The 14825-nt window shown below is 67.2% G+C and carries 14 protein-coding genes and 1 tRNA gene; 11 read left to right on the forward strand and 4 right to left on the reverse strand.

Features of this window, described 5'->3' with window-relative positions; translation table 11 throughout:
- Nucleotides 1-10 precede the first annotated feature (10 nt).
- The 8 genes from glmS to ACFPZ3_RS37005 all read left to right on the forward strand — a co-directional run bounded on the left by glmS (nt 11) and on the right by ACFPZ3_RS37005 (nt 7221).
- Nucleotides 11-1831 carry a glutamine--fructose-6-phosphate transaminase (isomerizing) gene (glmS, locus tag ACFPZ3_RS36970; RefSeq protein WP_379518968.1) on the forward strand — a complete coding sequence of 607 codons (1821 nt, stop codon included), beginning with the start codon at nt 11-13 and terminating at the stop codon, nt 1829-1831.
- Nucleotides 1832-1891: 60 nt separating this feature from the next.
- Nucleotides 1892-2650, forward strand: coding sequence for an SAM-dependent methyltransferase (locus ACFPZ3_RS36975; protein WP_379518969.1), 759 nt, complete (start codon nt 1892-1894; stop codon nt 2648-2650).
- A gap of 78 nt (nt 2651-2728) precedes the next feature.
- Nucleotides 2729-3118 carry a hypothetical protein gene (locus ACFPZ3_RS36980; RefSeq protein ID WP_379518970.1) on the forward strand — a complete coding sequence of 130 codons (390 nt, stop codon included), beginning with the start codon at nt 2729-2731 and terminating at the stop codon, nt 3116-3118.
- A gap of 87 nt (nt 3119-3205) precedes the next feature.
- Complete coding sequence (locus ACFPZ3_RS36985) at nt 3206-4159, forward strand: Bug family tripartite tricarboxylate transporter substrate binding protein (protein WP_379518971.1); 954 nt, start codon at nt 3206-3208, stop codon at nt 4157-4159.
- 130 nt (nt 4160-4289) lie between these two features.
- On the forward strand, nt 4290-5363 hold the full coding sequence (locus ACFPZ3_RS36990; RefSeq protein WP_379518972.1) for a mechanosensitive ion channel family protein: 1074 nt from the start codon (nt 4290-4292) through the stop codon (nt 5361-5363).
- 163 nt (nt 5364-5526) lie between these two features.
- Nucleotides 5527-5602: transfer RNA gene (locus tag ACFPZ3_RS36995), tRNA-Pro, on the forward strand.
- A 390-nt stretch (nt 5603-5992) separates the two neighbouring features.
- The gene (locus ACFPZ3_RS37000) at nt 5993-6265 is read left to right on the forward strand and encodes a DUF2637 domain-containing protein (protein WP_379518973.1); all 273 of its coding nucleotides are present in this window, start codon (nt 5993-5995) and stop codon (nt 6263-6265) included.
- 206 nt (nt 6266-6471) lie between these two features.
- Nucleotides 6472-7221 carry a DUF4190 domain-containing protein gene (locus ACFPZ3_RS37005; RefSeq protein WP_379518974.1) on the forward strand — a complete coding sequence of 250 codons (750 nt, stop codon included), beginning with the start codon at nt 6472-6474 and terminating at the stop codon, nt 7219-7221.
- A 239-nt stretch (nt 7222-7460) separates the two neighbouring features.
- Here ACFPZ3_RS37005 and ACFPZ3_RS37010 read toward each other — a convergent pair whose 3' ends face one another.
- Entirely contained in the window at nt 7461-7748 is a 288-nt protein-coding gene (locus ACFPZ3_RS37010; protein ID WP_379518975.1) for an ASCH domain-containing protein, read from the reverse strand.
- A gap of 1000 nt (nt 7749-8748) precedes the next feature.
- Between ACFPZ3_RS37010 and ACFPZ3_RS37015 the strand changes: the two genes are divergently transcribed.
- Nucleotides 8749-9150 (forward strand): hypothetical protein, encoded by a 402-nt coding sequence (locus ACFPZ3_RS37015; protein WP_379518976.1) that lies wholly within the window; start codon nt 8749-8751, stop codon nt 9148-9150.
- Between the two features lie 170 nt (nt 9151-9320).
- Here the strand turns inward: ACFPZ3_RS37015 and ACFPZ3_RS37020 are convergent, their stop codons facing one another.
- The 3 genes from ACFPZ3_RS37020 to ACFPZ3_RS37030 all read right to left on the reverse strand — a co-directional run bounded on the left by ACFPZ3_RS37020 (nt 9321) and on the right by ACFPZ3_RS37030 (nt 11416).
- Nucleotides 9321-9563, reverse strand: a complete 243-nt coding sequence (locus ACFPZ3_RS37020) for a transposase (RefSeq protein ID WP_379518977.1) — start codon at nt 9561-9563, stop codon at nt 9321-9323.
- A gap of 101 nt (nt 9564-9664) precedes the next feature.
- Complete coding sequence (locus ACFPZ3_RS70260) at nt 9665-9838, reverse strand: transposase (protein WP_417629170.1); 174 nt, start codon at nt 9836-9838, stop codon at nt 9665-9667.
- 345 nt (nt 9839-10183) lie between these two features.
- Complete coding sequence (locus ACFPZ3_RS37030; protein ID WP_379518978.1) at nt 10184-11416, reverse strand: hypothetical protein; 1233 nt, start codon at nt 11414-11416, stop codon at nt 10184-10186.
- A 463-nt stretch (nt 11417-11879) separates the two neighbouring features.
- Between ACFPZ3_RS37030 and ACFPZ3_RS37035 the strand changes: the two genes are divergently transcribed.
- Together ACFPZ3_RS37035 and murD are read left to right on the forward strand one after the other, a co-directional pair.
- On the forward strand, nt 11880-13355 hold the full coding sequence (locus ACFPZ3_RS37035; protein ID WP_379518979.1) for a UDP-N-acetylmuramoyl-L-alanyl-D-glutamate--2,6-diaminopimelate ligase: 1476 nt from the start codon (nt 11880-11882) through the stop codon (nt 13353-13355).
- Between the two features lie 72 nt (nt 13356-13427).
- Nucleotides 13428-14822 (forward strand): UDP-N-acetylmuramoyl-L-alanine--D-glutamate ligase, encoded by a 1395-nt coding sequence (gene murD, locus ACFPZ3_RS37040; protein WP_379518980.1) that lies wholly within the window; start codon nt 13428-13430, stop codon nt 14820-14822.
- The last annotated feature ends 3 nt before the right edge of the window (nt 14823-14825 follow it).

Here is a 14825-nt window from a genome sequence, read left to right on the forward strand (position 1 = left end):
GGAGAGCTCGATGTGCGGAATCGTGGCTTACGTCGGCCCCAAGGACGCCGCGCCCATCCTGCTGGAGGGCCTGCAGCGCCTCGAATACCGGGGCTATGACTCGGCCGGGGTCGTGGTGTCCAACAAGGGGCTGAAGGTACGCAAGGTCAAGGGGCGGGTGGCCGACCTGGCCAAGGTCGTTCCTGTGCGGTTCAAGGGCAGCCTCGGCATCGGGCACACCCGATGGGCCACGCACGGTGTGCCCAGCGACGTCAACGCCCATCCGCATTTGTCCGCCGACGAGCGCATCGCGGTCGTGCACAACGGCATCATCGAGAACGCCGGCGAGTTGCGCGCCAAGCTCGAGGCCGACGGCGTGGTGTTCGCCTCCGAGACCGACACCGAGGTGCTCGCCCACCTGATCGCCGGCGCGGTCGACGAGAACGACACGCTGGAGGAGGCCGTCAGGAAGACGCTCAAGAGCATCGTGGGCACCTACGGCATCGCCGTCATCGACTCCGAGCGGCCCGGCGAGGTCGTCGTGGCGCGCAACGGCAGCCCCATCGTGCTGGGCATCGGCGAGAAGGAGATGTTCGCCGCCTCCGACGTGTCCGCGCTGGTCCGCTACACGCGTCAGGTCGTGCACCTGGAGGACGGCGAGCTGGCCGTGCTCAAGGCCGACGGCTTCCACACCTTCGCCAGCGACGCCCGCGAGACGGCCAAGGAGCCGCTGACCGTCGACTGGGACGCCGGTCAGTACGACACCGGCGGCTACGAGCACTACCTGCTCAAGGAGATCTCCGAGCAGCCCGAGACGATCACCCGCACGCTGAGCGGCCGCCTCGACGAACGTTTCCACGTCGCCCACCTGGGCGGGCTCAACATGGACGCCCGTGAGACGCGCGGCTTCCGGCGAGTGAAGATCATCGGGTGCGGGTCGGCGTACTATTCCGGACAGATCGGGGCGCAGCTCATCGAGGAGCTGGCGCGCATCCCGTCCGACGCCGAGCCGGCCAGCGAGTTCCGCTACCGCAACCCCGTCGTCGACCCCGACACCCTCTACGTCGCGATCAGCCAGTCGGGGGAGACCTACGACACGCTCGCCGCCGTGCAGGAGCTCAAGCGCAAGGGCGGCCGGGTCATCGGCATCGTCAACGCCGTGGGCAGCGCCATCGCCCGCGAGGTGGACGGCGGCATCTACCTGCACGCGGGGCCGGAGGTCTCGGTGGCCTCGACCAAGGCGTTCACCTCGACCTCGCTGGCCTTCGCGCTGCTCGCGCTGCACCTGGGCCGGGTGCGCGACCTGTCGCCCGCCGACGGGCGGCGCATCGTGGAGGGCCTGCGCCGGCTGCCCGGTCAGATCGAGCAGATCCTCGGGCAGGGCGAGGCGATCGCCGAGCTGGCCAAGAAGTACGCCCCGCACCCGAGCATGATGTTCGTGGGCCGCGTGCGCGGCTACCCGGTGGCCCGCGAGGGGGCGCAGAAGCTCAAGGAGATCTCGTACGTGCACGCCGAGGCGTACCCGGCCAGCGAGCTCAAGCACGGCCCGCTCGCGCTCATCGGCCCCGACATGCCGACGGTCGCGATCGTGCCCGACGACGAACTGCTCGACAAGAACCTCACCACGCTCGGCGAGATCCGCGCCCGGGGCGGCCAGGTGCTCATGGTGGGTCACCGCGAGCCCGACGCCAAGCTGGCTGACGACGTGATCGTGATCCCCAAGAACGAGATCGAGCTCGACCCGATCCTGCTCACGATCCCGCTGCAGCTGCTCGCGTACCACGCCGCCGTGGCGCTCGGCCGCGATGTCGACAAGCCGCGCAACCTCGCGAAGAGCGTAACCGTCGAGTGACCGACTCCAATTCCGTCAGGGCTATCGTTATTCGGGCGCTGACGACATAAATTCGATAGTGTGCGGCAGTTCGACCATCAGAGGCCCAATCCCGCACGCATGTACGACTACATGCTCGGTGGGAAGGACAACTTCGCGGTCGACCGCCTGGCCATCGATCAGCTCACCGAGCTGATCCCGGAGGCGGTCGCGCTGGCCCGCGCGAACCGGGCCTTCCTCCAGCGTGCCGTACGCTATGTCGCCCGCGCCGGGATCGTCCAGTTCCTCGACCTCGGCAGCGGGCTGCCGACCCAGGGCAGCGCACATGAGGTGGCGCCCGAGGCCAGGGTCGTCTACGTCGATCACGACCCGGTGGTCGCCGCCCACGCCACGAACCTGCTCCGGCGCTCGCCCGGCAGGGCCCGCTTCGTCCATGCCGACCTGCTCGATCCCGAGAACGTGCTGGCCAGGGCCGGTGACTTCCTGGACCTGGACCGGCCGATCGCCGTGCTGCTGGTGTCGATCCTGCACTTCCTGCCCGACTCCGCGCAGCCTCAGCGGGCGGTGGCTGGCCTGCGCGAGCGGTTGGCGCCGGGCGGCTTCCTGGTGATCTCGCACGCCACCACCATGGGATACCTGGAGGACGAGACCAGGGGAGAGTCCCCCAGCGGCGGGACCGACCGGAGCCCGGCCCAGATCCGCGCCTTCTTCGGCGGCTTCCCACTGGAGCCGCCCGGCCTCGTGCAGGCCACCGACTGGCGCCCCGACCGCCCCAAACTGGTGGGCGACTGGTCGCTGCCGTCGTCGCTCATGGCCGGGGTCGGCAAGAAGATCGGCTGAACCATTCTTCATCCCGGCACGTGATGAAGGCGAACCAAGCACGTGTTGTTGTCTTCATCGGCAGATGGGAATCAGCCAATGTACCGCCGCACGATCGCCCTGGTTTCCGGCGCCTTACTCGGCGCCTCCTTGGTCACCGGGCCCGCCTCGGCCACCACCGACACCACTCCGCCCAGCACGCCGGCCATTCTGTCGGCGTTCGAGCAGCCGTTCCTCGAGTTGATGTTCTCTTACTCGCTCTCGACGGACGATGTCACGCCGAAGGCCGGCATCACGTACGAGCTGTATCTCGACGGCGAATTCGAGAGCGACATCGACCCGCGCATCCGCCCCGAATTCCCGAACATCTCCGTGGCCTTCGCCTACGCCGACGAGCCCGGCCCCGTCACGCTCACGCTGCTGGCGGTGGACGCGGCGGGCAACAAGTCCGCCTTGAGCAACGCGATTACGGTGACCGCAGTCCAATAATGTCCCGAAAAATCGGGATATTCGCGGTTGTGGTGTGTCGCAAACCCCGATGTGTAACCGAGCGACATGCGTGAATAATCTAGAGTAATGAAAGGCTCGGGGGAGCAGTTTCTACGCCGCAGGCGGTTCTTCGCGCTGGGGCTGGCCGCCTGCGTGGCCGGATGCGGGACGCGGCACGTCGGAAGGGGCGTGCCGCGTGCCCGCTTTTCGATCGAGCCGGGCGGGCAGCAGTGGATCAGGGTCGGGCAGGCGTTCGCCGGAGCGGCCCGCGCGACCGGCTTCGCCGTGGGCGCGGGGCCGGCGATCACCGTGACGGGGCTGCCCGCGCTGTCCGCCGCCGAGTTGAACAACGACCAGAGCCTGCTCGACACCGGGACCCCGCTGGCCAGGCTCAGCGGCGAGGCCGTGGTCGTGGTCGTGCCCGACGGCTCGCCGGTGAAGGACTTCGACGACTTCGGCGCCCGGCTCCTCACCCAGCCCGGACGGACGCTGCTGACGGGCGGGCCGCAGGGCGAGCCCGACCACCTGCTGTTCGGCCTGATCGCCAAGGCGCTCGGCGCGGACACCCGGCAGGTCGACTACACCGGCTACCCCAGCAGCGGCGAGGCCGTGGCCGCGCTGCTGGCCGGGCGCGCGGTGGCCGCCGCCGGGCCGCTGGCCGACTGGCGGGCCGGGATCGGCAGGGGCCGGGTCAGGGCGCTCGCGGTGTCCTCGGCTGCCCGCGTACCGGATCTGGACGTGCCGACGCTGCTGGAGTGCGGCGTGCGGGTGGACTTCGCCAACTGGGTGGCCGCGTTCGGGCCGGGCGGCATGTCCGACGAGAGCCGCGAGAGGGCCGTGCGCATGTGCGGCGAGGTGCTCGGCTCCGGCGCGTGGGAGGCCGCCTGCCGGGCCGCGGGCTGGCTTCCGATCCCGCTGGCCGGTGACGATTTCGCGCGATGGCTGGGCACGGAGATCGACAGAACGCGCGCGGTGCTGCGCGACCTCGGACTGCTCGACACGATCAAAGCCACCACCTGCTGGGGCAGATGCGGCCACTGAACGGACGTCTCCGGTTCTCCTCCCCAGAGCCGGAACGGCCGCCTGGGTTGGTGGAGTCGCGTGTCTCTGCTTACCAAGTGGCGGTTGGGGGCAATGTGACCTTGATGAGACGTTCTACGACATTGGGGGCATGAGCGTGCGGTCTCCAGGCGACTGGCCGATCCTCGTAATCTCGGTGATCGGGTCGATCCTCCTGGTGGAAGTGGCCCGACGGGTGCTGAACAGGGTGGGGCGAAAATGGGCGCTCGCCCGGCATCTGGTGGAGCATTGCACATGGGCGGCGTTCTCGGTGGCCGCCGTGGTGGCGTTCAACGTGGCGTTCCAGCCGGGCATGTTCGGCGATTCGGCGTCCGATCGCAGCGTGGCGGGGACCGTGGAGCGGATCCTCGGCCTCGTCACGATCATCGCCGTCACCTGGCTGATCGTGCAGGCCACGTACGCGCTGACGGACGTCGTACTCGATCGGCTGGTGCTGGTCGAAGGGGAGCGCAACCGGCGGGCGCGGCGGATCATGACGCAGATCGCGCTGGTCCGCCGCATCGCCGCCGCGGGCATCATCGTGATCGCGGTCGGCGCCATGCTCTTCTCCTTCCCCCAGGTACGCGCCCTCGGCGCCGGCCTGCTCGCCTCCGCCGGCATCGCGGGCGCCGTCGTCGGCATCGCCGCCCAGCCCACCATCGGCAACGTGCTGGCCGGTCTGCAACTCGCCTTCAGCGACGCGCTCCGGCTCGACGACGTGGTCGTGGTGGAGGACGAGTGGGGCCGGATCGAGGAGCTCACGCTCACGTACGTCGTGATCCGCCTCTGGGACGAGCGCCGGCTCGTGCTGCCGGTGTCGTACTTCACCCAGAACCCGTTCGAGAACTGGACCCGCCACGGCAGCCGCGTGCTCGCCGTCGTCTATCTGCGCGTGGACTGGTCGGTGCCGGTCCCCAAACTACGCGACGGCCTGTACGAGTTCCTCCAGGCCAATCCCCTGTGGGACCAGAAGGACTGGACGCTGCAGGTCACCGACGTGCTGCCGAACGGCCTGGTCGAACTGCGGGCCCTGATGAGCGCCGCCGACGCGCCGTCCTCCTGGGACCTCAAGTGCGACGTACGCGAATTCCTGGTCGACTTCGTCAGGGACAACTACCCCGACTCCCTGCCCCGCTTCCGCGTCGAAACCCCGGAAAGCCGCCTGGGCGTCCCGGACAATAAATAGGTGGCACCCGCTTTGATCACGGGTCTATCGTGGACATTGTCCAGCGACGAACAGAAAGGCGGCGAAGTGAACGACCTGAGCACCCCGCCCGCCTTGCTTTCCGGATAATCCTCGACTTCACCGGAAAGCCGTCTCGAGCCTTTTGAGGCGGCTTCTTTCATGACCGAGTGTGGGGCAGTTTGGTCAGCCCGCCTGCTTTGGGAGCAGGAACACCGCAGGTTCGAATCCTGCCACTCGGACGACGGCCCTGAAAGAAAAGGGCCGCGGGCAACGGCCTCGCCGACGGGAATGGCGCCCCCCGGCCGGACCACGCCCTCGCCCCGGGCCGGCCCACGCCAGCCAAGCCCGGGGCCCAGCCGCTCTGGCCCAACTGGCAGAGGCGCCGTCTTCAGGAGGCGGAGGTTCAGGGTTCGAATCCCTGGGGGGACACACAGAACCCCCTGAACTTTCGACTGCCCTCTGCGAGGGAGCTCAGAAGAAGGGAACGCATCGATACGCCGTCTGAGCAGGGGTTCTTTGGCGATGGAGGGCGCGACCGGAGTCGGCAGGCGAGTATCGAGGCTCTGAGGCTGCTCCGGCGGCGTCAGGCGAGGTCAGCATCGTCGGGAGGCGGGTGATGACTTTGATCGATGGTCTGGCCGAGGGAGTTGGCGTTTTCGAGGTGCGGCAGGGCTCTGGTGGGCTGTCGGTGTCGGGCGCGGGTGCGGGCACTTGCGGGGGCGGTGTCGTTTCGGCATATGAGCGAGCCGGCGATCGCGCATGGTGAGGATGAGTTGGCTGCGGCTCTGATCCCGTTGGCGGTGGATGGCACGATCGTGGCGGCGTCGATGTCGCTGCTGCGGGCCAGTCGGCATGGTGCTCGGGGTGGTGCGCTGCCGTGGGTGATGTCAATCGTCCGCTAGGCGTCACCTGGTGGGCGGTTTGGCTGCGCGGATGATGGTCGAGTGCGTGCCGTCGGCGACCTGGTAGTGATCGTGATGTCGATGTTGACGAAGCCGGCGATGGTGAGCCCATTGCGGTGTCCGGATGTGGACACCCGAATCGCGTCAACCAGAGGAATGCTTGGAACGTCCCACAGCGTCCGTTCACCGTCTCTGGAGCCGCTCCCATGGGCTACCCGCCTCAACAGCCGCAGGATTCGTTCGGCCAGCAGCCTTTCGAGCACTCCGGCCCGCAGTATCAGCCGCAGTCGTACAGTCAGCCCGGCCCGCCGTATGGCCAGCCGCAGCGTAAGACCAACGGGCTCGCCATCGCGGCGCTCGTCACTGGGCTCACCGGGTTCATTACCTGCGGATTCACCAGTATCCTCGCCGTCATCTTCGGGCACGTCTCGTTGGCACAGATCCGTCGCGACAGGACCGACGGGCGCGGCATGGCACTGGCCGGCACAATTCTGGGCTGGTTCCTTACGGGCGCGTGGCTGCTGTTCTGGGGCTTGTCGTGGGCGGGGGTCGTCTCGACCGCTCTGTACTCCGCCGCCGGTGGCGCCACTGCCCAGGCCGGGCCGGAGCGGACACGGCTCGATGTGGACGAGCAGCCGGGCCAGGCCACCGATGCACCGCCCGCGAGCGGTGAGCACAAGGTGGTACTCGAGGCCGTCGGTGCGGACGGGGCGACGTCCGCGGGCAACGTCACCTACAGCCAGGATTTCAGTATCAAGCAGGAGCAGGGCGTCAAGCTCCCATACACCAAGGACCTCGCCTACGACGGCGACCAGCCGCACCTCTATTTGTGGGTGCAGAACGCGGGCACAGATGGCGTGGTGGAGTGCCGGATCAAAATCGACGGTGCGGTGGTGCGGGAGGCGAAGAGCAGCGGCCCTTACGGGGTGTGCACCGTGACGGCAGACAAACCGTAGGACGACCTCGCGGGTTGAACCCGGAGTGCCGCCCGCGAGCACCCTCATCAGCGAACGGCACCGGCAAGGGATCAAGCAGGCGCTCCAGATGCACGGCCTTCAACACCGCCGCGCACTGCTAATTAGCCCCGAGGTGTCCAAGCCCGACGGAAGAGGTCTTCGCCAGTATCAGCTGATCACTTCGACAGCGATGGCGAGGACTCCCAGGTTTTCCTTCTCCGGTGGGTAGATACCTCGGATCACTGCCAGCAACTCGTCGGTGTTCTTGCCGAGATCTCCACCGATGGCGATCGGTCCTCGTGTTCCAGCATGTCCTCGAAGGACGCGTACTCCGACATCCGCAGGACGCGGGTGGCCAGCCTTTGATCGCGGGAGATGAAGTCGAGTTGCTGGCCGGGCTGGATCTTCCGCATGCTCGGGTACCCGACGCGCACTTCGACCGTTTTGATGCCCGCGACGATGAGATCGAAGTACGGCTTACGGATATTGAGCTCCCGCCGTGGCGGGGCGTGGTCATGCTCACTCACGGTGTGGCCCTTCCAGATGGGGTGGCGGTCATGCCGGCCTGGAACTCCGCAGCCTGGCTCGTTCTGGGGTAAGTGCTGGTCGGGACGGTGTTGAACGTGGCCGCCCGGGCGTTGACCGAGGCGACCATTCGCGGGGTGGCGAGGGCTTTGAGGCCATACGTCACTGCTTCTGTGGCGGAACCGAGGAAGGCCGTGGCCAGGTCTAGCTGAGCGATCGCTTCGCGGCCCAGGGAACGCTGGTGGGCCGGGGTTGCCGCGTGCGTTTCGACGGCGCGTTCGGCGTGATGGCGGGCCTGTTCGTAGTCGCCGAGCTAGAGGTAGGAGGAAGCGGTGTAGGTGGTCATGGCGTAGACGGCCAACGGGTCGGTGTCGGTGCCGTCTGGGCGGCGGGGGTGTGCGGCTTGGCAGTGCGTTCCACAACCGGTCAGCCTGCTGGTAACTGGCGTGGAAGGCGTCATGGTCGCCCAGTCGGGCATGGCCGCGCGAGGCCTGGGCGTGTAGCCGTACGGCCAGGGGATGATCGGTGGGGGAGGCGCAGACCTCGCTGAGCCGCGTTGATGGCTTACTTGGGCCGGTCGGCGTGCAGGGCGATGGAGGCCATGGCGTCGGCCGCCCAGGCGCACAACTCGTCATGGAAGTATCATGCAGCCCCTACAATTTCGAGCCGCTGTTGCGAGTCGATTATGACACTTTGAATGCCAGAGGCGGGTCCGAGAGCAAGTCCGCGATGATCGCGGTGATGATCACCCACTTCAACAGGGGGTGCCCCCGCGATTTGGGACGTTTGTGTCTGCTGTATGCGTACGTCCATCTGTGCTAGAGGATAAAAGATCTAGGGATGGTTCGTTAAATATCTATCAGTATGTGCGACCTGACTTTTTATGTCTTATTTTCGATTTGTTGCAGAACCGAGAGCGATCGATTTTGACTATCTCCTTGACGTAATCGAGCTGCTACTTAAAGTTGGCATCCTCGTTTCGCGAAGAGAGGGAAGATCACCATGGTTTCACGTGTGGGTAAGGCAGTCGTCTGGCTGAGTGCTGGACTTCTGCTGAGCGCCGCCGTACCAGCATCAGCGCAGGCATCAGGCTGGCAGGCAAGCTATCAGGACGGCATCGTTAGGGTGCCTGCCGACAGGTCCGGCATCAAGGTCTGCGACGGTAGGGCGGATGGTCGCGTCTACCAGGCGCGGTGGGCTCACGACAACAAAGTTCCTGTAGGTGGAGTGTTCGAGGTGCGGGCGCCGCAGGGTGGCTGCGCCGGCGACGACTCGATCTGGGGGAAGGTCATGGTCTTCAAGCTGTGCTGGGGCCATCTCGGCCATAACAAGCGAGTCGTCTGGGAACGCTGTGGGGCACCTCAGTGGCTGACGGCGAAGCCAAGCTGGTGGAAGAAGAAATAGAAGGACTCTGAGAGGCGATTGCCTCGCCAAACTAGAGACAATTGCCTAAGCATTAGCCTCGCTGGTCCTCGGTACGTGTGATTGCTGGGGGCCAGCTTGATTTCGTCCTGTGCCCTCCAGGCAACTTGTCAAGCTAAGTGCGCTTCGGCCACTTGATCTGCCCACGCCGTCTACGGCCCGGCGGCTTGTTCCGGCCAGCGACCCGCTCGATGATGCGTTTGACGATCTTGTGCGTGATGCCGCACATCTCGGGGCCCGTGATAGGTGCCTACCTCGTGGTCGGTGGCGATGATCTCCCCGCTCTCGACGGTCTGAGGCAGGCCATTCAGCCCATCGGGGACCACCATCAGCGCTTCACCGACACCACGGTTCTTGATCTCGGTCAGTACATGCAGCCAGAACTTCGCGGTCACACCACCGTCGCCGGCCCACCTTGGCGGTGATGCTGGAGATGGTCTACCTGGATACGTGCACACCGTAGACCTCGGCCAGGTGCGCCGAGATCTCCCGGTCGTCAAGCCTTGGCGGCCAGCGAGATGACCATCTCATCGATGCTGGACAGCCGCCGCCGCTTACGCACGATCTTCGGCTCGAAGCTGCCGTCCCGGCCCCGCGGCACACTGATCTCGACTGGCCCCGCATCGGTGCTGACCGTATTGGAGCGGGTGCCGTTATGGCTGTTGGTCATCTCGCCGCCGGAGCGTTGACGCTTGTCGCAGCCGAGATGGTCGGTGATTCCCAGCCACGCGATTCCCGCACCAGCTTGGCCAGTCGGCCAGCAGTCCGTTCTAGCCCACCAGTTCCACGCCCCCAGGCGCGAGCCTGATCGACGAGTCGGGCCACCAACCCCCGGTTCGACTTCTTGGCCCTAACCGCCACGCCGGTGTTCTCCAGGTTGATGTCCGTTGATGGCTGGATCACAGCACGCATCAGGTGTACTCCTGATCCGGAGTACACCTGTGACTGAACAGTTCCGAGCGAACGAGAACGGGTGCCGTTGACCTCGGGAGCACGACGCTCAGGTGCGACCGTGCTATCGACCGGTTGCTCTGGGCTGCTTGCTTAGAACCGATTGCGCCATCGTATGGCGGAACTCTGCGACTATGACGGCCTTGGGGTGGGTGCGTTCCAGGGTGTGGCGCAGGGCGCTGCTGCGGGTGGTGATGACGGCCGCGTGTCGTGGGGTGGACAGCGCGATCATGCCGTGCGCGACGGCTTGTTCCGGGTTGCCGAGTCGGGCATAGGCCAAGCCGGCGTCCAGGGCAGTGAGGGCTCGTCTGGTCGGGGACGCGTTCGGATCTTGGTCGTAGATCTGCATGGCTTTGGTGGCCAGTTCCTGGGCTTGATGGTTGTCTCCCAGCCAGAGGCTGGAGGTCGCAGCAACGGACCATATGCGGACGGCGTCGGCTGTGAAGAGCCCCCTGGCGTGGGGTGGATGGTGTTCGGCCTGGCGGCGCAGGCGAGTGAGGGCTTCCTGCGCGGGTGCCTCATGGCCCAGGCGGGCGAGGGCGCGGGCGAGTTGGCCGGTAAGCCGGGTGTGAGCCGGGTTCTGAGCGGGTGCGATGATCAGGCCGCGGTGGGCAGCGGTCAGGGCTGAATCGGGGTGGTCATGGTAGAGCCAGGTTGTTGCTTCTACGTCCCAGGACCAGGCGGTCGCTTCGGTGTGGTCGGCTTGTTCGGCGTGGTGGCGGGCGTCGGCTGCGTAGGCGAGGGCGCCGCGGGGGTCGCCGCGGTCGTGGGCGGCCCAGGCCAGCACCAGGGACAGCCAGGCCGCGGTGACGTACAGTTCGCGGCGTAGCTTAAGCGTCATGCGTCCTTCGAGCAGGTGCGCGACGTGGTGGCGGTTGCGGCGGGCATCTCGCCAGAGGTCATCGGCGCTGTAGGTGGCGTAGTTGAGTCCGTAGTCGCTGATGGCCTGGTGTATCTGGGTGAGGCTGGCCGGTACGAGGTCGGTGTGTTCGCTGCGGCGGGTCAGCTCGTGTGCCTCGCCTTCAGCGCTGGGTAGTACGCCACTGGCGACGAGGGCGGTGGCGCCCAGCCGAAGAGCGTCACGGCGGTTCGTACGATCACCTCCTGGCGAGTTCGGGGGCGGTGTGTGATCCACAGCGAACCCGAGTTGAACCGGCCCGGTCTGGAACAACCGACACAGCCGACCTTGGTAGTCGGGGTCGGGGGGCTGGCCGGCTTCCCAGCGCCGCCAGCGCCGCTCGTCGGCGCCGCGCTCGGGGAGCTCGGCGGCTGCGCCGGTGGCGGTCAGCTCGTCCACCGCTCGAGGCACGCTCCATCCCCGGGCCAGCCGGGCGCTTTTGACGCGGCTGTGCCCGCAGCAGGCGTGGAGGGCCTCGGCGATCTCGTTCAAGATCGGCAGTGGCAGTGGCTCGCCGTGGTCGGCCAGCGCGAGGGTGCGGAGTTCAGTGGCGTGGCCCGTATGAGCTGCCGGCACTGAGGCCTCCGTGCGATGTTCCGCCAATCGGTCCTTTCAGGGTTGCGTGATTGCCTGGTTCCCGCAAGGGCGCGGAACGCCCGGCTTCCGTGGCCGCGGGAGCCTGTCATCAGGGCCCGAGGTGCCACTGGCGAGGCCGCGTACGACAGCGCACAGTGATCCTAGCGGGGCTCTGAGTGAGTTTCCGCCCCTGAGAACCGTGGGGCAGGCCGAACGCCTCGGCGCGTTTCTCGTGCTCAAGGCCATCGGCCACGGCAAGCTGGCAGCAAAAGGGAGAGCAGCGGCGATGAACCTGAGTGATCTACTGGCTGGACACGACTTCCAGGTCCTGTACGGCGACCCGGACAAGGCCGATGTCAGCGCCGGCATCGCCTACGACTCGCGGCGTATGACCGCGGGGTCGATGTACATCGCCATGCGCGGCTCGCGGGCCGACGGTCACCAGTTCATCGCCGACGCTGTCGAGCGCGGAGCGGGGGCCGTGCTGGTCGAGCGCCCGGCGCTCGGTGATCTCCCGCCGTCGCAGGTGTGCGTGGTGCGGGTGGCCGACACCCGGGCGGTGGCTCCTCTGGTGGCTTCGCGTTACTTCGGGGAGCCGTCGCGGGAGATGCAGGTGGTGGCGGTCACTGGCACCAATGGCAAGAGCTCCATCTCCTACATGATCGAGTCCGTGCTGCGGGGAGCGGCGCGGGCGCGGGTAGGAGTGATCGGCACCGATGGGAGCCGTGTCGGGGATGAGCCGATCAGGATCGACCAGACGACGCCGACCACTCCGGAGGCGGTGGAGCTTCAGCACATCCTGCGTACCATGCGTGATCGCGGAGCAGGTGCGGTGGTGCTGGAAGCGTCGTCGATGGCGTTGAAGCTGCGCCGGGTGGATCACACCGACATCGATGTCGGTGTGTTCACCAACCTCAGCCCCGATCACCTGGACAATCACGGCAGCATGGAGGCCTACAAGCAGGCCAAGTTGTTGCTGTTCAGCGGGCTGTGCCGGCATGCGGTGGCCAACGCCGACGACCCGGTCAGCGGCGACATCGCCGCGCTGATGCCTGGCGCGGTGACAACGTACGGCCTGGACGGCACAAGCGCGCAGGTTCGGGCGACGGACCTGCAGGTGGATGCCACCGGCACCCGGTTCGTCCTGCACCACGCCGGCCGCAGCAGGCCTGCCCGGGTGCCGATACCTGGTCGGTTCGCCGTCTACAACGCGCTGGCCACGCTCGCCACCGGTCATCTGCTGGGCCACGACATGGACGCCATGCTCGGGGCGATGGAGGAGTTGCCCGCGATCCCGGGCCGGTTCCAGACCTACCAGACCCCGGCCGGAGTGTCGGTGATCGTGGACTACGCCCACTCCTCCGACTCACTGCGGCAGGTGCTCACCACGATCCGGGGGTTCGCCGAGCGTCGGGTGGTCACGGTGTTCGGGTGCGGCGGGGATCGAGACCCCAGCAAGCGCGCCCCAATGGGGGAGATCGCCGGTACCTACTCCGACGTCGTGGTGGTCACCAGCGACAACCCGCGCAGCGAGAACCCGGATGCGATCATTGACGCGATCATGCCGGGCGTGAGCGCCAGCACCGCCAGGGTGGAGCGGATCACCGACCGGCGGCAGGCCATCGCCCGGGCGCTGGAGATCGCGGAACCCGGGGACGTCGTCCTGGTCGCGGGCAAGGGCGCCGAGCCGTACCAAATCATCGGAGATCGCAAGCTGCCGTTCGGCGACATGCGCACCGTACGGACCCTGGCCAGCGCATAGCGGCATCCCCTGCATACCTAGCCGTAGCACCGCGCACGGCCTTTCCCACCCCTCACTCCGTTGGGAGCCATCGTGTCACTTCACCATGCCCGCGTTCTGATCGTTGGGCTCGGCGTGAGCGGCGAAGCCGCCGCAGTCCTGTGCGCCTCCCGCGGCGCTTCGGTGACCATCAGCGACACCCGTGGCCCTGACGAACTGGCCCCGGCGATCGAGCGGCTCGCCCACTTGCCGATCTCCTACCGCCTCGGTACGGAACCACCGCGCAGCACAGACGACACCTTGATCATCCGAAGCCCGGGAGTGCCCCGCGAACTGCCCGTCTTCCTCGACGCTCACCAGCGAGGGGTACCGGTGTGGAGCGAGATCGAACTCGGCGCCGTCATCTGCCCAGGCCGGATCACGACAGCCATCACCGGCACGAACGGCAAGTCGACCACCACCATCCTGATCGGCGACCTGATGCGAGCCGCGGGCCACACCGTGCACGTCGCCGGGAACATCGGCCACCCATTCACCGCGGCAATCCAGCACATGGCAGCCGCAGACGCCGCGGTGATCGAGGTCAGCGCCGCCCAACTGCAGGACTGCCACCGCTTCGCCCCACGCATCGCGGTGCTCACCAACATCCGCCACGAGCACATGAACCGATACACCTGGGATCAGTACGTCGCCGCCAAGGCACGCATCGTGCACAATCACACCGACGCGAACGCCACCGTCGCCAACCACGACGACGAAGTGTGCCGCCAGATCGCCGGCCCTGCCCCCGGCCGAACCCTGTACTTCAGCACGCAGGGCGCGCTGCCCGCTGGAAAGGAAGGCGTGTTCTGCGAACGCGGTGCGGTGGTGGCGCTCCTCAACGATGTCCGGACCGTCGTGTGTCAGCGGCGTGAAGTGGAGGTGCCCGGCGCCCTCCCCAACGTCATGGTCATGGTGGCGGTGGGCCTGCTCGAAGGCATCCCCATGGACGTGATCCGTGGCGTCGCCACCACCTACGCCGGGCGCGAGCACGTCATCGAGTACGTCACCACCGGAGCTGGCGTCGACTATTACAACGACAGCAAGGCCACCAACCCGTGGTCCACGATCCACGCCCTGGACGCCCTCAGCGAACGTCCCATCGTGCTGATCACCGGCGGCAAGGACGACAAGCAGGCCGACATCGGCCCCCTGGCCGCGGCCCTCCCCGATCGGGTACGGCATCTCATCACCCTGGGACAAACCGGGCCGCGTACCGCAGCGACAGCGGCAGCGCACGGCATGACCGCCATCACCGGGACGACCGGTCTGGCCGAGGCGGTCGCCTGCGCTGCCGGACTCGCCAAGCCAGGCGACGTCGTCCTGTTCAGCCCCGGCGCGAACAGCAAGGACATGTTCCTCGACCACCGCACCCGAGGAACACTGTTCAAGCAGCAGGTGTACCGGCTCCTCGCCCCCGAGCGCGAGCCGAGCCCCACAGGCAGGTGAGCC

The organism is Nonomuraea insulae, from assembly GCF_042656245.1.

Coding starts and splice junctions, on each gene's coding strand:
- ACFPZ3_RS37005 (WP_379518974.1), top strand. CDS start 6,472: ATGGGCTACCCGCCTCAACAGCCGCAGGATTCGTTCGGCCAGCAGCCT.
- ACFPZ3_RS36985 (WP_379518971.1), top strand. CDS start 3,206: ATGAAAGGCTCGGGGGAGCAGTTTCTACGCCGCAGGCGGTTCTTCGCG.
- ACFPZ3_RS70260 (WP_417629170.1), bottom strand. CDS start 9,838: ATGACCAACAGCCATAACGGCACCCGCTCCAATACGGTCAGCACCGAT.
- ACFPZ3_RS36990 (WP_379518972.1), top strand. CDS start 4,290: ATGAGCGTGCGGTCTCCAGGCGACTGGCCGATCCTCGTAATCTCGGTG.
- ACFPZ3_RS37015 (WP_379518976.1), top strand. CDS start 8,749: ATGGTTTCACGTGTGGGTAAGGCAGTCGTCTGGCTGAGTGCTGGACTT.
- ACFPZ3_RS37000 (WP_379518973.1), top strand. CDS start 5,993: ATGGTCTGGCCGAGGGAGTTGGCGTTTTCGAGGTGCGGCAGGGCTCTG.
- glmS (WP_379518968.1), top strand. CDS start 11: ATGTGCGGAATCGTGGCTTACGTCGGCCCCAAGGACGCCGCGCCCATC.
- ACFPZ3_RS36980 (WP_379518970.1), top strand. CDS start 2,729: ATGTACCGCCGCACGATCGCCCTGGTTTCCGGCGCCTTACTCGGCGCC.
- ACFPZ3_RS37035 (WP_379518979.1), top strand. CDS start 11,880: ATGAACCTGAGTGATCTACTGGCTGGACACGACTTCCAGGTCCTGTAC.